At 71.9% G+C, this 24,369-nt stretch carries 18 protein-coding genes and 1 pseudogene; 5 read left to right on the top strand and 14 right to left on the bottom strand.

The window, feature by feature from the left end; genetic code table 11:
- Positions 1–213 precede the first annotated feature (213 nt).
- Positions 214–567 (bottom strand): YciI family protein, encoded by a 354-nt coding sequence (locus tag ACZ6QO_RS28130; RefSeq protein ID WP_465854839.1) that lies wholly within the window; start codon positions 565–567, stop codon positions 214–216.
- 189 nt (positions 568–756) lie between these two features.
- The gene (locus ACZ6QO_RS28125) at positions 757–1,086 is read right to left on the bottom strand and encodes a hypothetical protein (protein ID WP_465854783.1); all 330 of its coding nucleotides are present in this window, start codon (positions 1,084–1,086) and stop codon (positions 757–759) included.
- 140 nt (positions 1,087–1,226) lie between these two features.
- Here ACZ6QO_RS28125 and ACZ6QO_RS28120 point away from each other — a divergent pair, with 140 nt between their 5' ends.
- Positions 1,227–1,727, top strand: a complete 501-nt coding sequence (locus ACZ6QO_RS28120) for a beta-class carbonic anhydrase (protein WP_465854781.1) — start codon at positions 1,227–1,229, stop codon at positions 1,725–1,727.
- A 78-nt stretch (positions 1,728–1,805) separates the two neighbouring features.
- On the opposite strand, the gene ACZ6QO_RS28115 is transcribed toward ACZ6QO_RS28120, so the two are convergent.
- On the bottom strand, positions 1,806–3,878 hold the full coding sequence (locus ACZ6QO_RS28115; RefSeq protein ID WP_465854779.1) for a DNA gyrase/topoisomerase IV subunit B: 2,073 nt from the start codon (positions 3,876–3,878) through the stop codon (positions 1,806–1,808).
- 243 nt (positions 3,879–4,121) lie between these two features.
- Between ACZ6QO_RS28115 and ACZ6QO_RS28110 the strand changes: the two genes are divergently transcribed.
- Entirely contained in the window at positions 4,122–4,346 is a 225-nt protein-coding gene (locus tag ACZ6QO_RS28110; protein ID WP_465854777.1) for a DUF7455 domain-containing protein, read from the top strand.
- Positions 4,347–4,481: 135 nt separating this feature from the next.
- Here the strand turns inward: ACZ6QO_RS28110 and ACZ6QO_RS28105 are convergent, their stop codons facing one another.
- Positions 4,482–5,222 carry a GNAT family N-acetyltransferase gene (locus ACZ6QO_RS28105; protein WP_465854775.1) on the bottom strand — a complete coding sequence of 247 codons (741 nt, stop codon included), beginning with the start codon at positions 5,220–5,222 and terminating at the stop codon, positions 4,482–4,484.
- Between the two features lie 124 nt (positions 5,223–5,346).
- Between ACZ6QO_RS28105 and yaaA the strand changes: the two genes are divergently transcribed.
- On the top strand, positions 5,347–6,111 hold the full coding sequence (yaaA, locus tag ACZ6QO_RS28100) for a peroxide stress protein YaaA (RefSeq protein ID WP_465854772.1): 765 nt from the start codon (positions 5,347–5,349) through the stop codon (positions 6,109–6,111).
- Here yaaA and ACZ6QO_RS28095 read toward each other — a convergent pair.
- From ACZ6QO_RS28095 to ACZ6QO_RS28085, 3 genes and pseudogenes are all read right to left on the bottom strand, one after another.
- Positions 6,098–6,997, bottom strand: coding sequence for a hypothetical protein (locus ACZ6QO_RS28095; RefSeq protein WP_465854770.1), 900 nt, complete (start codon positions 6,995–6,997; stop codon positions 6,098–6,100). The genes yaaA and ACZ6QO_RS28095 overlap by 14 nt on opposite strands.
- Positions 6,998–7,250: 253 nt before the next feature.
- Positions 7,251–8,966: an RNA polymerase sigma factor gene (locus ACZ6QO_RS28090; RefSeq protein WP_465854768.1), complete on the bottom strand. Its 1,716-nt coding sequence runs from the start codon at positions 8,964–8,966 to the stop codon at positions 7,251–7,253.
- A gap of 237 nt (positions 8,967–9,203) precedes the next feature.
- A pseudogene (locus ACZ6QO_RS28085) lies at positions 9,204–11,302 on the bottom strand (SpoIIE family protein phosphatase).
- A 489-nt stretch (positions 11,303–11,791) separates the two neighbouring features.
- On the opposite strand from ACZ6QO_RS28085, the gene ACZ6QO_RS28080 reads away from it, so the two are divergent.
- Together ACZ6QO_RS28080 and ACZ6QO_RS28075 are read left to right on the top strand one after the other, a co-directional pair.
- Entirely contained in the window at positions 11,792–12,118 is a 327-nt protein-coding gene (locus ACZ6QO_RS28080) for a hypothetical protein (RefSeq protein WP_465854766.1), read from the top strand.
- A 169-nt stretch (positions 12,119–12,287) separates the two neighbouring features.
- On the top strand, positions 12,288–13,961 hold the full coding sequence (locus tag ACZ6QO_RS28075) for a hypothetical protein (RefSeq protein WP_465854837.1): 1,674 nt from the start codon (positions 12,288–12,290) through the stop codon (positions 13,959–13,961).
- Between the two features lie 74 nt (positions 13,962–14,035).
- Here the strand turns inward: ACZ6QO_RS28075 and ACZ6QO_RS28070 are convergent, their stop codons facing one another.
- From ACZ6QO_RS28070 to ACZ6QO_RS28040, 7 genes are all read right to left on the bottom strand, one after another.
- Positions 14,036–15,745: an ABC transporter family substrate-binding protein gene (locus ACZ6QO_RS28070; RefSeq protein WP_465854764.1), complete on the bottom strand. Its 1,710-nt coding sequence runs from the start codon at positions 15,743–15,745 to the stop codon at positions 14,036–14,038.
- 39 nt (positions 15,746–15,784) lie between these two features.
- Positions 15,785–18,043 (bottom strand): dipeptide ABC transporter ATP-binding protein, encoded by a 2,259-nt coding sequence (locus ACZ6QO_RS28065; RefSeq protein ID WP_465854835.1) that lies wholly within the window; start codon positions 18,041–18,043, stop codon positions 15,785–15,787.
- Positions 18,044–18,114: 71 nt separating this feature from the next.
- Positions 18,115–19,029, bottom strand: coding sequence for an ABC transporter permease (locus tag ACZ6QO_RS28060; RefSeq protein ID WP_465854762.1), 915 nt, complete (start codon positions 19,027–19,029; stop codon positions 18,115–18,117).
- The gene (locus ACZ6QO_RS28055) at positions 19,030–20,013 is read right to left on the bottom strand and encodes an ABC transporter permease (RefSeq protein ID WP_465854760.1); all 984 of its coding nucleotides are present in this window, start codon (positions 20,011–20,013) and stop codon (positions 19,030–19,032) included.
- A 211-nt stretch (positions 20,014–20,224) separates the two neighbouring features.
- Positions 20,225–22,576 (bottom strand): AAA family ATPase, encoded by a 2,352-nt coding sequence (locus ACZ6QO_RS28050; RefSeq protein ID WP_465854758.1) that lies wholly within the window; start codon positions 22,574–22,576, stop codon positions 20,225–20,227.
- A gap of 217 nt (positions 22,577–22,793) precedes the next feature.
- Positions 22,794–23,228 carry a CBS domain-containing protein gene (locus ACZ6QO_RS28045; RefSeq protein WP_465854756.1) on the bottom strand — a complete coding sequence of 145 codons (435 nt, stop codon included), beginning with the start codon at positions 23,226–23,228 and terminating at the stop codon, positions 22,794–22,796.
- Positions 23,229–23,444: 216 nt separating this feature from the next.
- On the bottom strand, positions 23,445–24,224 hold the full coding sequence (locus ACZ6QO_RS28040; protein WP_465854754.1) for a hypothetical protein: 780 nt from the start codon (positions 24,222–24,224) through the stop codon (positions 23,445–23,447).
- Positions 24,225–24,369 lie beyond the last annotated feature (145 nt).

Below are 24,369 nucleotides of genomic sequence, written 5' to 3'. Positions count from 1 at the left end.
AGAAACCCTTTTTTTCTTCCCGTTGTTTGCGCCATTGTTGGCCCTTTTGGGGGGGTGCCTCTGGGTGGGGGGGTGTGTAGCGGACAGCCAAACCCCCAAAAGGGCCGGCCGTATCACCGCATACCCGAGCACCGCTCGCCAAACGGCCCGACCGCTCGGCGACGAGAGCCGAGACGGCCGGAACCGACCGGCGAGGAGGGAGGGGACCGCCGCTCAGGCGTCCGGCTCCGACTGGTGCACGAGGGGCCGCACCTCCATCGCGAAGTACCGGGCGTCGGGCCAGCTCGCGGCGATCTCGACGGCGCGCTCGGTCGTGTCGCACTCCACGAGCAGGTAACCGGCGAACTGCTCCTTGGCCTCGATGAACGGCCCGTCGGTGACGGCCGCGACGCCGTCGCGGACGCGGACGGTCCTGGTCTGCGCCGGGTCCGCCAGCGCCCCGCCGCCCAGCAGCTCGCCGGTCTTCGACAGCTCCGCCATGATCGAGTCGACCTGGCCGAACAGCTCGGCGCGGTCGGCCTCGGACAGCTCCTCGACGAAGCCCGGGCGGTTATGGATCAGCAGCATGTACTTCACGGTTCGCTCCTTGCGATGGGCAGGCGACCATTGTGGCCGCCTCTCGCCAGGTGGTCGGAGCCCGCCCGGCGTCCTCGACATCGCCCGCGAAGAATTCTCGTCGAACCATCCGCCGGTGAGCGCACGCCTCGGCGGCCCCTGGGGGCGGCCTCGCCGGGCGTTGCAAGCCCGGGAGAGGGGTCAGTGAGGGGAGGGCAGACCGTCGGCCTCGGCGGCGGCGGGGATGGCCGTGAGAAGCTCCCAGGGCTCGCCGTCGTGCCAGGAGTCGATGAGCCTGGCCACCGCCTCCCCCGGCTCGAAGTCGCCGCAGCCGTACGCCCCGAAGCAGCCGGCGTCCTCCAGAGCGGTGATCAGCGGGTCGTCGCCGGGAAGGGCCAGCACATAGGCCGCGGCGTCCAGCAGGGCGAGCGCGCAGCGCGCGTTCCAGCCGCCGTCACGGGACTGCACCCGGTCGAGCCGCCACCTGGCCCGCGCGCGCAGATGGCCGGCGAGCGAATCGGTCGTCCCCACAACGAAGCCCCTTCACGATCTTTCACTGAGAGTGGGAACATCATCACTCATGGTGACGCGTGATCGTGGGATCTTTGCGAACCCTCTTATGAGGCCCCCCGCCGGTATTCACCAAACCGGCATCCGGGAATATTGACACCATGACGGAAGCCTTCGACGATCTGCTCGCCGCCAACGAGGATTTCGCCAGATCATTCCAGCACCGCGAGCTCACCGGCCATGCCAGACGCGGCCTCGCCGTGGTGACCTGCATGGACTCGCGCATCGACCCGCTCAACCTGCTCGGTCTCTCGGCCGGCGACGCCAAGATCCTGCGCAACGCGGGGGCACGCGTGACCGACGACGTCCTGCGGACGCTCGTCCTCGCGGTGTACCTCCTCGGGGTCGACCGCGTGCTGGTGATGCCGCACACCGACTGCCGGATGGCCAAGTCGACGGACGAGGACGTCCACGAGCTGATCAGTTCGCAGTACGGCATCGACACACGCAGTTTGGAGTTCCACACCGTTCCCGACCAGGACGCGGCGCTGCGACGCGACATGATCCGCATCCGGACCTACCCGTACCTCCCCGACCGCCTGGCCGTCGGGGGGGCGGTGTACGACGTCCACACCGGCAAGCTCATGCCGGTCGAACTCTGACCCCCGCGGTCACCACCGTGAACGGATGAAGGCCGGGAGGAACCTCCCGGCCTTCACGACTTCGCTCGCGGCGAGGCGTCAGGCGTCGATGGCGTCGCGGTCGACCTCGGCCGCGCTGCTGACGATGAACTCGCGGCGGGGGGCCACGTCGCTGCCCATGAGCAGCGCGAAGATCTGCTCGGCAGCCTCGACGTCCTCGATGCGGACCCGGCGCAGGGTGCGGTGGCGCGGCTCCATGGTCGTCTCGGCCAACTGGTCGGCGTCCATCTCGCCCAGACCCTTGTAGCGCTGGATGGGATCCTTCCAGCGCTTGCCCCGGCGCTCAAGATCGCGCAGGACGCGCAGGAGCTCGGCGTCGGAGTAGGTGTAGACGTACTTCTCTTTGCCCTTGCCCGGGTTGATGATCTCGATGCGGTGCAGGGGCGGCACGGCCGCGAAGACGCGCCCGGCCTCGACCATCGGCCGCATGTAGCGGTGGAACAGGGTCAGCAGCAGGCAGCGGATGTGCGCGCCGTCCACGTCGGCGTCGGCCATCAAGATGACCTTGCCGTAGCGGGCGGCGTCGAGGTCGAAGCCGCGGCCGGAGCCGGCGCCGATCACCTGGATGATCGCGGCGCACTCGGCGTTCTTGAGCATGTCGGCCACCGAGGCCTTCTGCACGTTCAAGATCTTGCCGCGGATGGGCAGCAGCGCCTGGAACTCCGAGTCGCGCGCGGCGCGGGCGGTGCCGAGGGCCGAGTCGCCCTCGACGATGAACAACTCGCTGCGGTCGACGTCGTCGCTGCGGCAGTCGACCAGCTTGGCGGGCAGCGCGGAGTTCTCCAGGGCGCTCTTGCGGCGCTGGTTGTCACGGTGCTCGCGGGCGGCGATGCGGGCCTTGGCGGCCGCGACGATCTTCTCGAGGACGGCCCTGAGCTGGAGCTTGTGCGCGCGCTTGGTGCTGGCGAACAGCTCTTTCAGCTCGCGCGAGACCACGTGGGAGACGATGCGGCTCGCCGCGGAGGTGCCGAGGACCTCTTTGGTCTGCCCTTCGAACTGCGGCTCGGGCACCCGTACCGTGACGACCGCCGTGAGGCCTTCGAGGATGTCCTCTTTGGTGACCGGGTCGTCGCCGTTCTTGAGCAGGCGGGTCTCTCTGAGCTGCTCGTTGATCGTGCGGTGCAGGGCGCGCTCGAACCCGCTGAGGTGGGTGCCGCCCTTGGGGGTGGCGATGACGTTCACGAAGGAGCGCACGGTCGTCTCGTAGCCCTTGCCCCAGCGGACGGCGACGTCGACGGTCAGCTCGCGCTCGACCTCGGTGGAGGTCATGTGGCCCTGCTCGTCGAGCACGGGCACGGTCTCGTGGAAGTGACCGACCCCCTGCAACCGCATGACGTCGCAGACGGCCTCGTCGCGGGCCAGGAACTCGGTGAACTCGGAGATGCCGCCGTCGAAGCGGAACTCCTCGTCGACGGGCTCCTCGCCGCGGCTGTCGCGCACGGCGATGGTGAGGCCGGGGACCAGGAAGGCGGTCTGGCGGGCGCGGACGTGGATCTCGTCCAGCGAGACCTCGGCCTCGGGCAGGAAGATCTGCTTGTCGACCCACCAGCGGACGCGCGTGCCGGTGGCCTTGCGGCCGAGGGCGCCGCCGTCGCGCAGGCCCGACTTCTTCTTGAACTTGGCGGTGGGGCCCGCGCCGTCGAACACGCCGGGCACGCCGCGGCGGAAGCTGATCTCGTGGACGCGCCCGTCGCGGTCGACCTCGACGTCCAGCCGGGCGGACAGGGCGTTGACGACGGAGGCGCCGACGCCGTGCAGGCCGCCGGAGGCCCCGTAGGAGCCGCCGCCGAACTTACCGCCGGCGTGCAGCTTGGTGTAGACGAGCTCGACGCCGGCCAGGCCGCTCTTGGGCTCGATGTCGACGGGGATGCCGCGGCCGTCGTCGCGGACCTCGATGGACCCGTCGGGGAACAGCTCGACCTCGATGCGCTTGCAGTGGCCCGCCAGCGCCTCGTCGACCGCGTTGTCCACGATCTCCCAGAGGCAATGCATGAGACCGCGGCTGTCAGTGGAGCCGATGTACATTCCGGGGCGCTTACGGACGGCCTCAAGGCCTTCCAGCACTGACAGATGACGGGCGGTGTAGCCCGTCTCCGTGCTGACTGCGGTCACTCCCACTCCCACTGAGGATCGAACATGTGTGCGTAGCCTACCGTTTCGGATGGTCCGGCGCGCCTAAGCGTGCCACCAACAGGGGGTTCTGCGTCAGCCCGTGGCCGAATCACGTCACTTAACGACACATTCTGCTCTCGGCGTATCTGGAAGGCGATTGGGAACGTCCGCATCGGGTTAGATGTTGTGCCAAGTGACTGACGCCAAATCCCCACGTCAGTGGGGTGACCCGAAAGGCGATACGTGACTGGAGCTCTCGCCCCCACCAAGCCGCTGACCGCCGTCGACCGTTGCGACCGATGCGGCGCCCAGGCGTACATCCGCGCGTCCCTCCCCATGGGCGGGGAGCTACTGTTCTGCGCCCACCACGGGCGTCGGCACGTTGCGGCTCTGCGCGACAAGGGCGCCGACATCCAGGACGAGTCGGCGCGCCTCAGCGAAACCCCTACGAACGCCAGCGAGCGATGAGCCCCGGCCCGTCGTTCTGAGCCAGATAACCGAGCACAACCTCATAAACGCGAACGCGGCGATCTGAGGCGGTGTCCCCCTGGGCACCTCCCCGGGCTCGCCGCGTCGCGCTGTCAGGCGCCCTGTCAGGGCACCTCAGACAGATGGCCGCTTCACGCGATAGTGGTAGCGACCGGCCGGCGTGAAGCCCTCGGCGGCGTACATCGCGACGGCCGTGGTGTTGCGCGCCAGCACGACCAGGTACGCCCCGGTGGCCCCGCGCTCGCGTCCGTTCGCCAGCAGGGCGCGCAGCACGCTGCGCCCGAGGCCGCGCCGCCGCGCCGCCGGCACGGTCGCCATGCAGTAGATCCCCAGCATGCCGTCCTGGAGCACCGAGCGGCCCACGGCGAGCGGCGTGCCGTCCCCCTCCACGGTGGCGTAGCTCGCGGGCACTCCGCGGGCGATGCGCTCGGCCGTGCCGAAGCCCCGGTCGAACCGGCCGTCCACCTCCCACCACGTGGCCATCCAGCCGGCCGTGGGCTCCTCGGCGATCGTCACCGGGTGCGCGGCGGGGAGCGTCTCGCCGTCCAGCCGCGCGGTCATGTACGAGGCTTCGTCGACCAGCAGGTAGCCGCGATCGGCGAGCAGGCCGTCCAGCCAGGACGGCGCGCGCGGTCCCATGGAGAAGACGCACGGCAGCCCGCGTTCGGCGTAGAACCTCTCCGCGGCGCCGATCGCCTCATCCAGGTCGCCCGGCTCGCCCCACGGAAGCACGGAGTTGGCGCGTTTGGTGACGCCGTCGGCGTAGCGCAGGACCCAGCCGTCGACCGTCTCCTGGTGCGGCGCCGGCCACGCCTGATGGACAAGGGCCTCAATATCCACGCATTCCCCGCTCATCAGCGCAGACTCTAGCCGATCACTCATACCCGGATCGGATGGGCGCCCGCCGCGGCCCCGGCCCCCGGGCGTGGCCCCGGCCGGCCGCCACCCTCCTGACCTGCGGGAGCTAGGATCGGGAGCCGTGCTCATCCTGCTGCCGCCTTCCGAGGGAAAGGCCGCCCGTGGCAACGGTGCCCCTCTGGACCTCGGCTCCCTGTCCTTCCCCGAGCTCACCTCGGCCCGCGAGAAGGTCCTCGACGCGCTGGACGCGCTGGTCAAGGGGCCGCCGCAGGAGGCCATGGCGGTGCTCGGCCTGTCCCCCGGCCAGGCCGGCGAGCTCGGCAGGAACCTCGACCTGCGCACCGCCGCCACCTTGCCGGCCTCGCGCCTGTACACCGGCGTGCTCTACGACAACCTCGCGATCGGCTCGCTGGACGCCCGGGCGCGCCGCCGCGCGTACAACCGGGTGATCGTCTTCTCGGGGCTGTGGGGCGCGCTGCGGCTCACCGACCGCGTGCCCCCCTACCGGTTGTCCATGGGCGTGCGCCTGCCGCCTCTGGGCGGCCTGGCGGCCCACTGGCGCCCAAACCTGCGGGAGGTCCTGGACGGCGGGAAAGGCATGATCGTCGATCTGCGGTCCTCGACGTACGCGCAGGCATGGCAGCCCGGGCCACGCGCGGTGACGGTGCGCGTGCTCAGGGAGTCGGCCGGCGTCCGCACCGTGGTGAGCCACATGGCGAAGGCCACGCGCGGGGCGGTCGCCCGGTCACTGGCCGAGTCCGGGGCCGACCCGCGCACTCCGCAGGAGCTGGCCGAGCTGCTGACCGCCCTCGGCCACACCGCCGAGCTGGGCGCCGCGCCCCCGAAGGGCGGCTCCCGCGTCCTCGACGTCGTTATCCGTTCGTGATCACATTCAGCCGCGAGCACGCCTTGTGGAACTCCTTGGCCGGATCGCCCAGATGCGACCAAGGCAGGTCGCTGAACCTGCCTCCGGTGCGCGACAGATGCCCTCTGGCCGGCCGTCGCATCTCGGCGAGGTAGAAGGCCGCGCCGAACGCGTTGTGGGCCTCGACGGCGCGCGGATGCCGCCGGGCGCCCCGGCCGTCGTGCCAGCGTCCGGACGCCGCGCTGATCTCGCGCTGCACCTCGTAGGACACCCACGCGCGCGACCGTCCCGAGCGCTCCCCCGCGACGTGCTCGAAGTAGGCCAGCGGCAGCAACGCCCACAGAGCGTCGCCGTCGGGCGCCGCCGCACCGGCGGCGCGGGCGAAGTCGAACATCTCCTGGCTCGTGCCGCCCCACCCGGGCGACAGCGTGACCAGGCGGGCGACGTGGGCGGCGTAGGAGGTGGGATGGCGGCGCCAGGCCTCGGCCCAGATGGAGTCCTTCTCCTCCCTCGGACGTTCGAGGGCCAGCGCCGTCCACAGCAGCGAGGTCCACGGCGCGGGATCATCGGGCAGGAGCCGGGCGGCGGCGAGCAGCGGGGCCCGCGCCGACTCCATCGCCCGATGGAACATCCGCAGCCGGTCGGCCTGCACGGCCCTGGCCCGCACGTCGGGCTTGACCTCCCACGCCTCCTCGACGCGCGCGCGGCCGAGCCACAGCAGCAGATCGGGGTTGACCCGATCTCGGGCGAGCAGGGCTTCGATGCCGCCCGTGAGCCCCACGGCGGCCTTGGCCAGCGCCTCCACCCGCAGCGCGCGCAACTCCGGATCAGCCCGGGTCGCGACCAGCGCGGGAATCGCAGGTTCGAGATAACCACGTCCGAGTGCGGTCACCGCGTCGTCCAGCACGGTGTCAGCCCAGGGACGGCTTGCGATCAGTCGTGGCCCCCGAGCACGCGCCCGATCCACTTCGATCACACCCATGGCGGGTGAGCCTAGGGGCCGCCGGGACATGCGCTACTACCGGCATGTTACGGATGCGTTAAGGGCGACCGATCTCACCCTGGGAAGGCCCCGGGCACGGGGCGGCGCGGCACGAGGCGGCCCGCCTCAGGACGGCCGACGGCCCCCGCCCTGCTCGGGCGGGGGCCGTGACGGCCCGTCAGTCGAGATAGTCGCGCAGGACCTGCGAGCGCGACGGGTGGCGCAGCTTGGACATGGTCTTGGACTCGATCTGCCGGATGCGCTCGCGCGTCACCCCGTAGACCTTGCCGATCTCGTCCAGCGTCTTCGGCTGGCCGTCGGTGAGGCCGAACCGCATGGACACCACGCCCGCCTCGCGCTCGGACAGAGTGTCGAGCACCGAGTGGAGCTGCTCCTGCAGCAGGGTGAAGCTCACCGCGTCAGCGGGGACGATCGCCTCGGAGTCCTCGATGAGGTCGCCGAACTCGCTGTCGCCCTCCTCACCGAGGGGGGTGTGCAGGGAGATCGGCTCGCGCCCGTACTTCTGGACCTCGACGACCTTCTCAGGGGTCATGTCGAGCTCGCGGGCGAGTTCCTCGGGAGTGGGCTCGCGGCCGAGATCCTGCAGCATCTGCCGCTGGACGCGGGCGAGCTTGTTGATCACCTCGACCATGTGCACCGGAATGCGGATGGTGCGGGCCTGGTCGGCCATGGCGCGGGTGATCGCCTGGCGGATCCACCACGTGGCGTAGGTGGAGAACTTGTAACCCTTGGTGTAGTCGAACTTCTCCACCGCGCGGATCAGGCCCAGGTTGCCCTCCTGGATGAGGTCCAGGAAGAGCATGCCGCGGCCGGTGTAACGCTTGGCCAGCGAGACCACCAGGCGGAGGTTGGCCTCCAGCAGGTGGTTCTTGGCCCGGCGGCCGTCCTCGGCGATCCACTCGAGCTCGGCGCGGACGTCGACGGGCAGGCGCTCGCCGTCGTTGGCCAGCTGCTCCTCGGCGAACAGGCCGGCCTCGATGCGCTTGGCGAGCTCGACCTCCTGCTCGGCGTTGAGCAGCGGGACCTTGCCGATCTGCTTGAGGTAGTCCTTCACCGGGTCGGCGGTGGCTCCGGCGGCGGCGACCTGCGCGACCGGCGCGTCGTCGTCGTCATCGGAGAGGATCAGCACCTCGTCGTCGCTCTGGACCTCGGCGCCAGCCTTGGGCTCCTCGGCCTCGGCCTCGGCCTCAGGCTCGACCTCGACCTCGGCCTCCGCCTCGACGTCGGTCTCAGCCTCGGCGTCGGCGTCGGCGTCCACCTCCACGTCGATGTCGAAGTCCTCGAGCTCGAGGTCGCCCTCGATTTCGAGCTCCTCGTCATCCTCGGAGGCGACCTTGGGCTTGGTTTCGATCTTGGGCGATGGCGACGCTGGCACGGCGACCTCCGGCTTGGCCTTCTTGGCGAGGGCTGCAGGGGTGGCGACCTTGGCGGGAGCGTCAGGGGCGGGTTCGGCCTTCTTGGCCGGCGCGGCCTTCTTGGCCACGGGCTTCTTGGCGACCGGCTTCTCGCCGGTCGCCGCGACCTCGCCCCCGGCACCGCTCACCACGGCCGTGACGGTATCGGGCTGCTCCTTGGCCGCCGCGGTGGCGGTCTTGGTCTTCTTGACGGGGGCGGCGGTACGACGCTTGGCCGGGCCACGAGACTTCTTAGGCGCCGCCGAGTCCGCAGCGGTCACCACGACGGTCACACCCTCTTTGCTGAGGTTCCGCAGGAACACCGCGGCGTGCGACATCGGGATGTCCGCCTCCTCGAAGGCCTTGCGGACATCCTCAGACTCGAGGAAACCCTGCGAGCGCCCACGCTCGATGAGCCGCTGAATGACGGGCTCGTTCAGCTCAGACGGCTTCGAGCGAGTCGAACTTGCAGGCGACACGAACACCTCTCGAACGAACGCATGGTGAGAATGGACCCAGGTGCCCGCTAGGGGCGCTTGCTTCTTTTCGGTGGTGGGCCGTGCGAACCGCGACGTGCCTGTCCAGCATTGTGGCATGACCCCGCAGTCCATACGGCCGCCTCACAGCGGTTGCCCTCCACCCTAGGCCGACCGGAACAGTAGTGCGTACGGAAGCGGGTCACCGATACCCGAAAGCAACCCTTATGACTGTTTCATTCAGTCACTCTTTGTGGCGGCCGGCACGTGGACGGCGAGCACCGTGACGTCATCGTCCTGCTCATACCCCGCCAGCATGCGATCCACCAGGAAGTCAAGCAACATATGAGGATTTCCTAGGACTTCGGGGGCGCCTCCGCCACGACAGAAGAAAGTTCTGCGAGTCCGGCGTCCAGACCGCGCTTGCGGTTCTCGACGAGCCCGTCGGAGTACAGCACCGCGGTGTGACCCGGCGGGACACAGAACCGGAACTGCTTGCGGGTGGTGGGCCAGCCGAGCGGCGTGCCGGGCTCGCCGTCGGACAGCACGGCGGTGCCCTGCGGGGACACCAGCAGGGGCGGCGGGTGCCCCGCCAGCGCCAGGGTGCCCTCGCCGGTGGCGGGCTCGACGACCATGTACGCCAGGGTGGTGACCTGCTCTTCCTCCTCGGTGGCGTCGAACACGCGGTCAAGGCCGGTGAGCACGGCGGCGGGCGGCGGGTTGGTGAGGGCCAGGGCGCGCATGGCGTTGCGGATGCGGCCCATGCCGGCCGCGGCCTTGACGCCCTTGCCCATGACGTCGCCGACGACGGCCGCCACCCGGGCGTCCTGCAGGACGAACGCGTCGTACCAGTCGCCGCCGACCTGGACGTGCCTGCTGCCGGAGCGGAAGCGCTGGGCCAGGACCAGGCCGGGGATCACCGGCAGCCGGTCGGGCAGCAGGCTGCGCTGGAGGGTCTCGGCCGTGCGGTGCTCGCGCTCGAACAGCGTGGCCCGCTCCACCGCCAGCGCGCACTGCCCGGCCAGGGCCTCCAGGAAGACGCCGTCCTCCTGGGAGATCTTCTGCGGGCGGGTGAAGGCGAACCTGAGCGCGCCGAGCGCCCGGCCCGCCGCGAGCAGGGGAAGCCCGACCCACGCCCGCTCGTCGCTGCCGGCGAGGAAGCCCGAGATCACGGTCTCGTCGGCGCCGGCCTCCACGAGCTGGGCCTTCAGGCTCTCGGGCGACTCGGCGAACACCGGCCTGCGGCTGTTGACGGCCATGGTCATCAGGCTCGTCTGCGAGAGCGGGATCTCCTCGCCCGACGCTCCGGGAACATCGGGCAGGCCCCCGCTGTTGGTGAGCTTCAGCGCGGCGCGGTCGGAGTCGAGCAGCGCCACGGCCGACCTGTCGGCGGCCAGGGCGGTGCGGCCGACGTCGATGATGACCTGGACGACCTGCTCGACCGTGAGAGCCTCGGCGAGCTGCGCCGTCGCGCCCTGCAGGCGCGCCGTGCGCAGCGCGGCGGCGCCGAGCTGGTCGGTCAGCCGCCCTCGCATCTCTTCGGCCTCGCGCTGCGGCGTCACGTCGCTGTTGGCGCCCACCCACTCGACCACCCGGCCATGGCGGATGATCGGGACGGCCCGCACCTCGAAGTGGCGGTAACCGCTGGCGCGGGTGCGCACGCGGTAGCTCCACTCGAACAGAGTGCGGCCGCGCAGCGCCTCGCGCCAGGCCTCCTCGGCGGCGGGGCGGTCGTCAGGATGGACGGCCTCCAGCCAGCCGTACGCCAGGTACTCTTCCAGGCTCTGCCCGGTGATGGCCCGCCACTGCGGGGCATCGTCGATAACCGCTCCGCTGGGCGAGGTGATCCACACGAGCTGCTGCTGGGACTCCACCAGCGAGCGGTAGCGCTCTTCGCTGCGGCGCAGCTCCTCCTCGGCGAGCTGGCGCTCGGTGACGTCCACGCCGAACATCGCCACCCCGGCGAGCGCCCCCTTGTCGCCGTGGATCGGATAGAACGACAGGCTCCAGTGCCGCAGCTCGCCCGTGGCGGACATGCTGCGGTAGCGCTGATCGCCGTGGACGACCGCGCGGTGCTCTTCGACGACCCTGCGCAGGGCCGCTTCGATGAGGGCCGAGAGGTCGGAGGAGACGATCTCGGACGCCGGACGGCCGGCATGCTCGTCGGCGGCCACCCCGCTGACGTCGGCGAAGCTCTGGTTGACCCGCTGGAACCTGCCGGTCGCGTCGAGGAACGCGAAGGCGAACGGCGCCTCTGCGAGCAGGCCCTGGAACAGGGCGGGGTCTGAGATGTCCACACCCGACTCCCGGGGACGGGGCACGGAGGTTTCGGCGCTCATGGTCGGCACCTCCGTCGCGTGCCAGGGTCTCCCACGAGGCACATCTCCATAACTGTGATTGGTAGCGCGGAATCTGCACTACATCATCGGCGATGGGCACGCGCGGACGGAAGCCCCGGCCGCGATGCGGTCAACGCATCCTGTCAAAAACGCGGCGTGGTGTGCAGCAAGATCCGCCGACTTTCTCACCACGCGCATCGTGGCCAGGTCGGTCTGCGCCACCTCGGCCAAGCCTCCACCCCTCCGGCATCCGCAACCCTGACGGCGGCGCCAGGCGCCGCGACGGCACATGACACGCCCGCGAAGCCGGACGCGCTCAAGACAGCTTCCCACAGGAGCGGCTCCGGGGTGCCCGATGTGCCGAACCCTTACGGCGGCAGGGGGTTGACACCTCGGGGATACAGGATGGAATGGGAACCGCACGCCCCCTCAGAGCACTGGTCCGGGGGATGGATGTCCCCCGGCGCACCGGAGGATGCGAAGCCGCCCATGCCTGCTCTAGCAACGCGTTTCATCGAAGGGAACGCCGACCCGCGAGCGACCGGCTCACCGGCCACCGGACCGCGCGAGGCGCGTTCTCCGGCGCCGGGAGGCGCAGGGCTCGTCAGCGCGCGTCTTCAGGACGAGTTCCTGGGCGTGCCCGTCGAGGTGGTGGACCGCTGCGTGGAGGACGTCCGGGCCTGCGCGGCCCATCTCGGCGTCGACGTGACCACGGCCGTCGTCGAGCGCATCGCCCGAGAGCACCTTCTCGCGGTGGCGGGCTCCGCGCTCGTGGTGGATCCGCCGAAAGGCGGCGGCCAGGGGCGCCGCCGATGACGGGGGCGGGCTCCTCGCGGTAACAGTCCGGTCCTGACGGTAACAGCGGGGTCACCAGGCGGCGTTCCGTGCACCTTTCGGGCGCGGAATGCGAGAAGGTAATGGCGTGAGCCGCCGACGACGACGAGACCCCAGGGGGACCCAGCCGCCGGACGACGTGTTCGCGGAGATGCTCCTGGCGGCCCGCGAACTGCTCGCCGTGCGCAGCCCGCTGGACGCCGAGCTGATGGTCTCCGACATGCTGGGCGCGTGGTGGGGCCGCAGGCTGCGCCGGGGCGACGTGGAGGAGTTCCTCGGCGAGGGGCTGGTCGACTACGCCGCCAAGGCGGGCACGCCCGCCGCCCTCACGCTGCTGGTCGCCGTCGCCTATCTGGGCACCGCCCGGCAGGCCGCCAAGGCCGAGGGCGCCGCGCTGGCCCTCATGGAGTCCGACGTCGCCAGGCCGCGCTGGGCCGAGCGCGTTGGAGCGGTCAAACCGCGCGGCTGCTACGTCTCCAGGGACGCCTACGGCGACCAGGACACCGTGGTGTGCACCTTCGCCTACCGCGGAGCGGTCCCGGCGGCCCAGGGCCGCGACAGCGCCGCCTCCGCCCCCTCCGTCTCGGCCCGCGCCTCCTCCCACGGCGCCGCCGCCTCGACGCCGGCCTCCTCCGCCCAGGGCGCCGCCGCCCCGGCGGGCGGCGATCCGCCGCAGGGGCAGGCCCGGCCGCTGGAGCATCCCGAGGACGCGCACGCGCTGGTGGTCGTCGTCGACTACAACATGCGCGGCATGGCCCGGGACGCGTGGGTGTCCTCCCAGGTGGACGAGCTGCTCGAGAAGGCCGGCGTCGAGGCCGCGGGCAACCCGATGCTGAGCTTCGAGGAGATCGAGCCGCAGCAGGCCAGGGCGCTGCTGGAGTTCGCCATGAAGGCCACCGCCGAGTCACTGGGCCGCCGCAAGGGGCCGAAGCCGGTCAGCGACGGCTACAGCGCCTTCCACGCGTTCGCCAGGGCGCGCATCAAGGCGCTCCCCCCGGGCCGCAAGCGCCCCGCGCCGCTGCTCAGCGAGGCCCCCTACAGCCGCGACCGCAGGGCGATGCTCGCGGCGGAGTTCCTGGCCTCCGACGCCGCCGAGCACCTGTCGGATCCTTCGGCGGCGTCCCGGTGCGCCGACCACATCATCGACTACGGCTGCGACCAGGATTTCAACCGGCCGCTGCGGGTCAGCCCGACCAAGTGCGAGACCTTCCTGCTCGACTGGCTGCCGCGCAAGGTGCTGCTGAGCCCGGCCGACCAGGAGGCCATGCCGCACGTCCTGCTGTCGTGGGTGCGGTTCGCCGCCCCGAAGACCGGCCTGCCCGAGGAGGGCGTGCGGGCCACGCTGGACGCCGTGTGGGAGGCCACAGGACGCTTCACCGAGGCCTACCGCGACCCGACGACCTTCGGCCTGGACCGGTCCCTGGTGGAACGTCTGCTGCCCGACGGCGACCTGTCGGCGCTGGCGCGCAGGGCGTTCGCCTTCCCGTTGCTGGAGGGCACGCACGGCGACGTCGACCTGTCGCGGTTGCGCCCGTCGGAGGACGCCGACCGGCGCATCCTGCTGGAGATCGACCACGCGGCCGAGCGCGATCGCCCCGACTTCACCGAGCACCTGGCCTGGCACGAGGAGATCGCCAAGCGGCTGTGGGACGGCGAGCCCGAGCAGATGTGGGAGGCCGCGCAGCGCCTGCTCGACCTCGGCCACGACCGGCACGACGTGCTGCACGTCCTCATGGAGATCGCCGAACGCATCGGCGACCATCCCGACGAACTCGCCGCCGCCTTGGACGACATCGCCGACATCCCAGACGAACCACCCCTTTAGCGCTCTCCGGACGCTCACCGTGCCGAGCGCCGTACGGCGGCGCCGGCGTCACCGCCCCTCGGCCCACCGCCCCGTCAGCGGGTGAAGCCGATGTCGGAGTAGTCGAGGGTGTAGAAGCCGGGTGCTCCGATGTTGGCGAGGGCGGCCTTGACGCCCCAGTTCTGGGGGCGCTGGTAGAGCGGCAGGACGTTGACCTCGCGCCAGATCAGCTTGTCGGCCTCGTTGGTGTCGCGGCGCGCCCGCACGGGGTTGAGGTCGGAGGACGCCTTGCGCATCGCGGCGTCGATCTCGGGACTGCCCGACCTGCCGAAGTTGGCGTTCCACTGCACCTTGCCGTCCGACCCCTTCACTTTGTCGGCGTAGGTGCCGTAGCTGCTGGAGACCGGGAACGGCGTGCCGATGTAGGAGAACGGCGCGATGTCGAAGTTGCCGGGGATGACGTACTTCCCGAAGAAGTCGTCGCTGGGGACGGACTGGATGGTCACCGTGACGCCGATGCGCTTGAGCATGGCCTGGGCCAGCTGGGCCTCGGACTTGCTGAGCTGGAGCCCGGACGGGATGACGAAACGCACCGTGAGCTCCTTGCCGGCCTTGCGGCGGGTCGGGCTCGCCCGGTGCCAGCCCGCGGCGTCCAGCAGGCGCTCGGCCTTCGCCGGGTCGAACCTGCCGAGCTCGCCGGCGTTGTCCTGGTAGCCCACCTGGGTGTTCATGAAGAGGTGGTTGTGCAGCGGCGCCCCGTTCCAGCCCAAACCTTGCAGGTCGGACCGGGTGATCGCGGAGCGGTCGAGCCCGAGGACGATCGCCTGGCGCACCCGGACGTCCGACAGCGCCGGGCTTTCCGCGTTGAAGGTGAAGTGCCGGAAGTCGGGCCCCGCGGCCTGGCGGATGACCGCTCCCCTGGCGTTGCCCGCCCTGGCGTAGTCGGGCGCGGACGGCCCGATGTCGAACACGTCCAGCTCGCCGTTCGTGAAGGCCCCGACGAGGGAGTCGGTGGGCAGCGACCGGTAGATGATCTTGTCGAGTTTGGCCCGGTCGCCCCACCACGCGTCGTCGCGGACGATGGTCACGGTCTTGGCGGTCTGGTCGAAGGACTGGAACCGGAACGGTCCAGCGGTCACCGGTACGCGGTTCAGCCAGCCGGTGTTGAAGGCGTCCGGCGTCGCGTTCGTCGACCTCGGGTACAGCGGCCAGAACAGCGACTGCCATTCGGAGAACGGGGTGTGGAAGGCGATCAGCACCTCGAAGTCGTCCTTGCCGCGGGTGACGCTCGCGATGTCCTGGTAGCCGGTCGTCGCGGCGACGTGGAAGTCGGGGTCGCGGCCGCTCAGGGCCTTCCACTGGGCCTCGTAGTCCTGCCAGGTGATCGGCCTGCCGTCCGACCAGCGGGCCTTGCGGTTGAGGGTGTAGGTGACCATCTGGCGGGGGTTGGTCGCGGTGACCCGGGCGTCGGTGACGTAGTCGGTGTTCGGCGTGGGCGAGGCCTTCTCGTCGGAGCGGAAGGCGGCGGGCATGAGGGCGTTGACGACCTTCTTGACCTCGGCGAGGTTGCCGTCGACGTGGTTGAGGTTCCACTGGGTGGGGAACTCGGTGAGCCCCCAGTGCAGGGTGCCGCCGTCCTTGACCCGCTCGCGGGGCATCGGGTTGATGTCGAAGGCCTTGACGGACGACGGCGCGTCGCCGGCGCGGCCGTGGCCGCCGTCCGCGCCGCCCCCACAGGCCGCGGCCGTGAGCGGCACGGCGGCTGCCAGGGCGGCGGCGAGCGCGCGCCTGCGAACTGTGGTCACGTTTCCTCCCGGTCTCGAACTTTCGGTGCCGGCGCCGCCTCAGACGACGCCGAGCCTCTCCGCGTAGTGGCACGCGGCCCCGTGGTCGCCCCCCATCGGGCGGATCTCGGGCTCCTCCTCTGCGCAGCGCGCCCGCGGCGGGCCGGTGAGGGTGGCGAACTTCGGGCAGCGGGTGCGGAACCGGCAGCCGGACGGGGGGTCGGCGGGGCTGGGGAGGTCGCCTTCCAGCAGGATGCGGCGGCGCTCGCGTTCCTTGTCGGGGTCGGGTATGGGGACGGCGGACAGCAGGGCCTGCGTGTAGGGATGCGCCGGCCCCCCGTACACGGTGTCCACCTGGCCGATCTCGGCGATCCTGCCCAGGTACATCACGGCCACGCGGTCGGCGATGTGCCGGACGACGGCCAGGTCGTGGGCCACGAAGAGATAGGACAGCCCGAGCCGCCGCGCGAGGTCGGCGAGGAGGTTGAGCACCCCCGCCCGGATCGACACGTCGAGCGCGGACACCGGTTCGTCCAGCACGATGAGGCGTGGTTCCAGGGCCAGGGCGCGGGCGATGGCGACGCGCTGGCGCTGGCCGCCGGAGAAGTCCTGCGGGTAGCGGGCGGCGTCGGCCGCGTCGAGGCCGACGAGCGCGAGCAGGCGCCGCACGCGCGGGCCGGTGTCGCGCCGGCCGTGGGTGATCAGGGGCTCGGCCACGATGTCGTGGACGGTCATGCGGGGGTCGAGCGAGGCGAGCGGATCTTGGAAGACCACCTGCAGACGCCGCCGGACGGCCATGCGGTCGCGCGGGGTGAGCGTCGCGGTGTCGCGGCCGAACACCACCACCCGCCCTTGTTGCGGCCGGGCCAGCTCCAGGATCTCCATCAGCGCGGTCGTCTTGCCGCAGCCGGACTCGCCGACCAGGCCGAGCGTCTCGCCCTCGCGGATGTCGAAGCCGATGCCGTCGACGGCGCGGACGGTGCCGACCCGCCGCCGGAAGACGGCCCCCTTCGTCAGCGGATGGTGCTTGACCAGGCCGCCGACCTCCAGCACCACGGCCCGCGCGTCGCGGGGAGCCCCGGGCGCCGCGTCCGCGCCGCCGGGCACGGTGGCGGCGGGCACGGTGGCGGCGGGCACGGTGGCGGCGGGCACGAGGGCGGCGGGCACGAGGGCGGCGGACACGGGGGCGGCGGGCGAGGCTTGGGCCTCGGCCGGCGCCTGCGAGGGCGTGATGACCGGCAGGGGGGCGAACACGCCGGGGCCGCCGGCCGCGGGCGTCCGGGAGAGCAGGCCCGCGAGGGCCGTTCCGGGCGCCGGGGGGAGTTCGCAGGCGCGGTGGCAGGCCGCGCGGTGCCCGGGTGCCACCTGCGCCGGCTCGGGCTCGGTCAGCGCGCACGCGGCGACGGCCACCGGGCAGCGCGGCTCGAACGGGCAGCCGGGCGGCAGGCGGGACGGGCTCGGAGGCGCGCCGTCGATCGGCGCGAGCGGCGCCCGCCGGCCCGCGTCGAGGCGGGGCACCGAGCCGAGCAGGCCGATGGTGTACGGCATCCGGGAACGGTGGTAGACGTCGCGGACGGCGCCGGACTCGACCTCCCGGCCCGCGTACATCACCAGCACCCGGTCGGCGAACCCGGCGACGACCCCGAGGTCGTGGGTGATCAGGATGATGGCCGCGCCGGTCTCACGCTGGGCCTTCTTGAGGACCTCCAGCACCTGGGCCTGGATCGTGACATCCAGGGCGGTGGTCGGCTCGTCGCAGATGATGACGTCGGGGTCGTTGGCGATCGCCATGGCGATCATCGCCCGCTGCCGCATGCCGCCGGAGAACTCGTGCGGGAACGCCCGCGCCCGCCGGCGGGGGTCGGGGATGCCGACGAGGTCGAGCAGTTCGACGGCCCGCTCGGCCGCCTGCCGCGCGCCGACCCGCTGGTGGACGCGCACGGCCTCGGCGATCTGGTCGCCCACGCGGTAGACGGGGGTCATGGCCGACAGCGGGTCCTGGAAGACCATCGAGATCGTGCGGCCGCGGAAGCCCGCCAGGCGCCGGTCGGAGGCGCCCAGCAGCTCTTGGCCGTGCAGCAGCACCGAGCCGGACACCTTGGCGTGCCGGGGCAGCAGGCCCATGATCGCCAGGGCGGCTGCCGACTTGCCCGCGCCGGACTCCCCGACGATGCCCAGCACCTCGCCGGCCCCGACGTGGTAGGCGACCCCGCGGACCGCGCGCGCGTCGCCGAACGACACCGTGAGGTCGCGCACCCGCAGAACGGGGTCGTGCACGGCCGGCTGCGCGTCGTCCTCCCGCGCGACGGGGTCGTGCACGGCGGGCCGCGCGTCACGCGCCCGGTCGTCCACGGCGGGCTCGGCGTCCCGCAGGCCCTGCGCCCGGCCGCTCACGTGGACCTCCTCGCGCCGGGGTCGAACGCGTCGCGCAGCGAGTCGCCGACCAGGTTGACGGAAAGGATGGTGATGATCAGCCCGCCGGCCGCGAACCAGAACGTCCAGGGCGCGTAGAGCGCCGTCTTGGACCCGTCGGCGATCAGCCCGCCCAGCGAGACCTCCGGAGGCTGGATGCCGAAGCCGAAGTACGACAGGCTCGTCTCGGTGAGGATGGCCGCGCTGACGTTGAGCGTCGCGTCCACGATGAGCAGGGACGCGAGGTTCGGCATGACGTGCCGGAAGATGATGGTGTGGGAGGGCACGCCCATGAACCGCGCCGCCTTGATGTACTCGCGCTCTTTGATCGCCCGCGTCATGCCCCGCACGATCTTGGAGGTGACCATCCACAGGAACAGGGCGAGCATGGCGACGAAGAGCACCCACCGCCCGCTGGTGAACAGCGGCGACATGACCGCGAGGATCAGGAAGGCGGGCAGGACGAGGAGCAGGTCGGCGACCCACATGAGCGTGCGGTCGGTCCAGCCGAGGAAATAGCCCGCGAACGACCCGGCGACCGCCGCCAGGCCGGTCGACAGCACGGCGACGAGCAGGCCGACGATCAGCGACTTCTGCGCGCCGCGCATGGTCACGGCGAACACGTCCGCGCCGGTCTGCAGCGTGCCGAACCAGTGGGCGGGCGAGGGCGGCTGCATGAACGCCGTGAAGTCGAGCGCGGCGGCCGGCCAGGGGCAGGCCACCGGCCCGGCGAAGGCGAGCACGAACATGGCCGCGAGCAGCGCGAAGCCCAGCACGCCCTGCCTGGTGCGGAAGAACCGTCCGGCCACGATCCGGCCCCGGGAGGGCGCGCGGACCCGCCCTGTCCCGGCCTCGTTCCCGGCGAACTCCTCTTCGCGGAGCGTCGTCGTCATCTAGCCCACCCGCACCCTCGGGTCGAGGACGGCGTGCAGGACGTCGGAGGCCAGGGACGCCGCCAGCACCGCCAGCGCCGCGAAGCAGCTGATCGCGGCGACGGTGTTGACGTCGTTGGTGCGGATGGAGGCGACGAGCTCCTCGCCCATGCCGTGCCAGCCGAAGACCGACTCGGTGATGGTGGCGCCGACCAGCAGCGCGCCGAAGGTGAACGCGAAGTACGTCGCGGCCGGGATGAGGGCCGTGCGCAGGGCGTGCTTGACGAGCGCGGTGCGCCTGCGCAGCCCCTTGGCCATCGCCGTGCGGATGAAGTCGGCCTCCAGCACGTCGAGCATCATGTTGCGCTGATAGCGGCTGTAGACGGCGACCTGGCCGATCGCCAGCGACAGCGTCGGCAGAGCCAGGTGCTTGACCCGGTCGAGCAGGCCCGCGCCGGCGCCGCCGGAGAGGCCGGGGGTGACCTCGCCGCTGACCAGGAACACCTGGACGCCGAGGTGGTCGTTCACCCAGATGGCGCCGATGATCAGCATGTTGGCCAGCACGACGGTCGGGATCGCGAGCACGGTGAAGGCGGCGATGGTGGACAGCCGGTCGAACCAGCCGTACTGGTGGATGCCCGCGCAGGCGCCGACGAGCACCCCGGCGACGCTGCCGAGCAGCACGCCGAGCACGACCAGCCGCAGCGTGACGCCGAGACGCCGCCCGAGCTGAGCGCCGACCGAGTCGCCGTTCCACGTGCGCCCGAGGTCGCCGCGCAGCACTCCCCCGGCCCAGGTCAGGTAGCGCTCGAACAGCGGGGCGCGGTCGTCCAGGTTGTACATGGCGAGCCGGCCGTCGACGACCGCGGCGGGCGGCCGCGGGTTGCGGCCCTCGTAGTTGGACCGCGGGTCGAGGGCGGTCGCGGCCAGCATGTACGCCAGGCTCGCGGCCACGGCGATCAGCACCACGTAGTTGACCAACCGGCGAAGCAGGAATCCCGCCATCGCCCCCCTTCCGCCGCCTGCCGAGTCGCGCCGGATCGCGCGCCGCGAGGGCCGTCCGCGTCCCTCCGTGCCCATCCTGCTACATCCCGTAACCGTCCGGTGACAAGAAAGTCGTCATTCCGGCCAGGTGTCGCCCCAAGGAAGGGTCAGAACGCCGCGGGCGGCGGCCGGAGGGGACTCGGCGGGGACGCTCGGCGGGGAGCCTGGGCGGTCAGCGGTCGGCGAGCTCGTCGACGGCGGTGCGCACGTCCGAGCTGGTGATGGTGGTGAGCTCCTCGGCGCTCGCGGTGCCGCCGCGCCCGGCGAGGCGGACGTCGCGGCCGAGGGCGGCGCGCTCGAACAGCGAGCGGGCGAACCGGCCGTTGCCGAGATCGTCGATCAGGCCCTCGGCGCAGACCCACGCGAACACGTCGGCCAGATCGCGCCGGGCGGAGTCGTCGAACCGGTCGCCCGACTGCTCGGCCAGCAGCGCCGCGATCTCGGTCAGCTCGGCGGGGCTGTAGGAGGGGAACGACACGCGCTGGTTGAACCTGCTGGCCAGGCCGGGATTGGTGGCCAGGAGGCGCTCCATCTCGGAGGCGTACCCGGCGAGGATGATGACCAGGCGGTCGCGGTCGTCCTCCGCGCGCTTGAGCAGGGTCTGCACCGCCTCGGCGCCGAAGGCGTCACCCCCCTGGTAGCCGCTGTTGACCAGGCTGTAGGCCTCGTCGATGAACAGCACGCCGCCGAGCGCGCGGTCGACCAGCTCGTTGGTCTTGATCGCGGTGGCGCCGAGGTGCTGGCCGACCAAATCGGCCCTGGACGCCTCGACCACGTCGGGGCGCGACAGCAGCCCGAGCGCGGCGAAGATGCGGCCGAGCACGCGGGCCACGGTGGTCTTGCCGGTGCCGGGCGGCCCGACGAACACGAAGTGCCGCATCTGCGGCGGCGCGGGCAGCCCCTGCTCCTGGCGCATGCGGGCGACGCGCAGCTGGGCGGCGATGGCCCGCACCTGGCGTTTGACCGGCTCCAGCCCCGCCATGCGGTCGAGGTCGGCCAGCGCGTCCTCGAGGTTCGGCGTGGCCTGGTAGCCGCGGAACCTCGCGGTGATCTCGGCGAACGCCTTGGTGAGGTCGGCCGTGGTGGTGGTGAGCAGGTCGTCGCGGCTGGGCGAGCCGCCGGCCCCGACCACGCGCACGTCCCTGGCCTGGGCCGCGGTCTCGACCAGGCTGCGCGCGAAGCGGGCGTTGCCGAGCTCGTCGATCAGCCCGCGCCGGTGCACGTCCTCGAACAGCCCGTGCAGCACCGCCGGGGCGTCCGCCGTCAGCCGCTCGCCCCGGCGGGCCCGCAGCAGCTCGGTGATGCTGACGAGCTCGGCCGGCGAGTAGGCGGGGAACTTGACGCGGGTCGCGAAGCGGGACGACAGGCCGGGGTTGGAGGACAGGAAGGAGGCCATCTCCTTCTCGTAGCCGGCCAGGATGATGATGAGCCGGTCGCGGTCGTCCTCGGCGCGCTTGAGCAGGGTCTGCACCGCCTCGGCGCCGAACCGGTCGTGCTGGCCCTCGCCGGAGTTGACCAGGCTGTAGGCCTCGTCGATGAACAGCACGCCGCCGAGCGCCTGGTCGATCAGCTCGTTGGTCTTGATCGCGGTGGCACCGAGGTACTCCCCCACCAGGTCGGCGCGCTGGGCCTCGACGACGTAGGGCGTCTCCAGCAGGCCGAAGGCGTAGAAGATCTTCGCCACGGTGCGGGCCACGGAGGTTTTGCCGGTGCCCGGCGGGCCGACGAACACGAAGTGGCGCATGGGCTGCTCGGTGGCGTACCCGGCCTCGGCGCGCAGCCGGGACGCCTCGATGGAGGCCGCGATCGAGCGCACCTGCTCTTTCACCGGCTCCAGCCCGATCATGCTCTCGAGCTCGGCGAGGGCGTCGTCGACCGAGATCGGCGGCGGCGCGGCGCGCTCGGCCGGGGCCTCGCGCTCGCCGGCGCCGTCGCGCACGCGCTGGCGCGCCTGGACGGGTGTCTCGGCGGGCGCGGCCGCCAGCCGCCTGCGCACCTGGCGCGCCTGCACCAGGCGGTAGACCAGCACGGCCGCGGCGACGCCGTAGGCGGCCCACGTGGCGGCGTCGGCCGAGAAGGTGGCGACGGCCAGCCCGACCATGGCCGCGGCGCCCAGGGCGGCCATGGTGGTGATCCACGGCGTCACCCATCTGATCAGGTGGGCCGCCACGCCGGTCAGCACGCCGAGCAGGAGGAAAAGGGTGGGCAGCGAGGTGTGCGGGCTGACGTACCCGGCGAAGACCATCATCAGGGACGACCACGCCACCACGACGAGGACGGTCGCGGCGGCGCGAGGATAGCGGAGCGTCAGCTCCGCGTAGCCGAGAAGTAACAGTGTGGTGGCGAAGGTGGAGAACGGCGACCAGCCGAGGACGACGGCGAGCACCATGGCACCGAGGAGGACAGCGCTGAAGATGACCCGTCTCGTCGTACGGGAGAGCTGGAAATAACGTAGCCGGACGTGCTCGAACGCATCACGGGCCGCGGCGCGCCCCGCCGGCCGGGCCCTGTCGGAGTCCCGCATTTTGCCTCCCCGGTCGCCTCCCGGTTATACCGCACCGGGGCCCCGAGCGCGCGTCCCGCGCCGCGCCCGTCGCGGCGTGCCGCGACGGGCGCCCGCGCACGGCGACGCGCCCCCGGCGAGGCGCGTCGTGGTCATCCCACGGCACGCCGCCGAAGGCGCGTCGTACTCCTCGCGCGCGGACGCGCGAACGTCCGTCGCGGGGGGCTTCCGCGGGGGGTCAGGCTCCCGCGTAGATGCGGTGGACGAACTCGGCGAGCTTGCTGTCGGGCAGCTCCTTGGCGAGGTCGGCCTCACTGATCATGCCGACGATGCGGTGGTTGTCGATCACCGGCAGGCGCTTGATCTGGTGCTGCTCCATCTTCATCAGCGCGTCTTCGATGCTGCTGTCCGCGGCCACCCACACCAGCCCGTGAGCCAGCTCTCCGGCCGAGGTCTGGTCGAGGTCCTTGCCCTCGGCGCAGCACTTCACGACGATGTCCCGGTCGGTGATGATGCCCTTGAGCCGGTCGTCGTCTCCGCAGATGGGCAGCGCGCCCACCGCGAGATCGCGCATCATCTGCGCAGCCGTGCGCAGGCTGTCGTGCTCGCCGACGCACTCGGCGCCCGAGTGCATGACGTCCTGTGCCCGCTTGCTGCTTCCCGGTGTGCTCATCGGTACCCCCGATGGATGTGGCGACTTTTATGCCTATAAGTCCATATATGTCCAGGTTTCGCGACAGCACCAACCCTACCGATGGGTAACTTAAGGGAAACTTCGCCCGCCTCGACGGCTCAGATCCGGTGACTCCCATCAGCGGACGCCCGAGTCCCGGCGGACGCCCCCACGTGTCGCCGGAACGACGGCCGCCGTCGCCGCGCCGCCGGGAGGTCAGGAACGGCGCGGGGCCGGCCTGGCCTCGTGGCGGCCGGGGTACTCCCCGATCAGCACGTGCTTGGGGGTGACCCGCAGCACGTTCTCCCTGGTGTCGGCCAGGGCGATGCCGCGCACCTCGGTCCAGAACCGCCGCCCGATCGGGTCCGCGACGAAGACCGCCACCCGCGGGTCGCGCTCCGCCGCGGCCCAGGCGTCCTCCGAGGCGATCAGGCGCAGCTCCCCCGACCGGGTGACCGAGGTGACCGCGCCGACGGCGAGCGTGCGGGGGCCGCCCGCGTCGGTGTAGGACAGCACGACGCCGCGGGAGTAGGTGAACGCCCGGCGCACCTCGGGGCTCAGCGTGACCGACGGGCCGGCGTCCCCCGGCAGGCGGGGACCGCAGCTCTCGCACAGCACCAGCGAGGCCCGCCACGGCCCGGCCGAGCCACGCCACCACGCCCGGACGCCCCGTGCCGCGAAGGCCAGGACGACGATCAGCAGCGCGGCGGCGACCGACCACCACGCCGCCGCGCCGACCGCGGGGGCGAGGCCCAGCGCCGGCGCGGCGCCCGCCACGACCAGGGCGGCGGCGGCCGCCACGAGGAAGGCCGACGCGGTCGCGAGCCCCCAGTCGTCCCGCAGGATCGCGCCCACGCGCGAGCGCAGGCCGCCCCGCCACCACACGTACAGCATCGCGGCCGGCACGCACACCCCCGCCAGCGCGGCGCGCGGCTCGGCCGCCACCGGCGGGAGCACCGCCAGCACCACCACGAGGAGCCACAGGCGGGCCGCCACGATCCACAGGGTCACGTCGGTGTCGCGGGGGGCGGGGGGGGGGGGGGGGGGGGGGGGGGAACCCGGCCGACCCCCGGAAGGGCCGCCCTTTCCCGTCTCGGCGCACACCCGCACGATCGTTACCACCCCGCCCGTTGCCAAGACA

The organism is Sphaerisporangium sp. NPDC049457 (assembly GCF_055586705.1).
This window is presented reverse-complemented; position numbering and strand designations above follow the sequence as displayed.

Coding starts and splice junctions, on each gene's coding strand:
- ACZ6QO_RS28130 (WP_465854839.1), bottom strand. CDS start 567: ATGCTGCTGATCCATAACCGCCCGGGCTTCGTCGAGGAGCTGTCCGAG.
- ACZ6QO_RS28120 (WP_465854781.1), top strand. CDS start 1,227: ATGACGGAAGCCTTCGACGATCTGCTCGCCGCCAACGAGGATTTCGCC.
- ACZ6QO_RS28105 (WP_465854775.1), bottom strand. CDS start 5,222: ATGAGCGGGGAATGCGTGGATATTGAGGCCCTTGTCCATCAGGCGTGG.
- ACZ6QO_RS28080 (WP_465854766.1), top strand. CDS start 11,792: ATGCCTGCTCTAGCAACGCGTTTCATCGAAGGGAACGCCGACCCGCGA.
- ACZ6QO_RS28075 (WP_465854837.1), top strand. CDS start 12,288: ATGCTCCTGGCGGCCCGCGAACTGCTCGCCGTGCGCAGCCCGCTGGAC.
- ACZ6QO_RS28060 (WP_465854762.1), bottom strand. CDS start 19,029: ATGACGACGACGCTCCGCGAAGAGGAGTTCGCCGGGAACGAGGCCGGG.
- ACZ6QO_RS28055 (WP_465854760.1), bottom strand. CDS start 20,013: ATGGCGGGATTCCTGCTTCGCCGGTTGGTCAACTACGTGGTGCTGATC.
- ACZ6QO_RS28050 (WP_465854758.1), bottom strand. CDS start 22,576: ATGCGGGACTCCGACAGGGCCCGGCCGGCGGGGCGCGCCGCGGCCCGT.
- ACZ6QO_RS28045 (WP_465854756.1), bottom strand. CDS start 23,228: ATGAGCACACCGGGAAGCAGCAAGCGGGCACAGGACGTCATGCACTCG.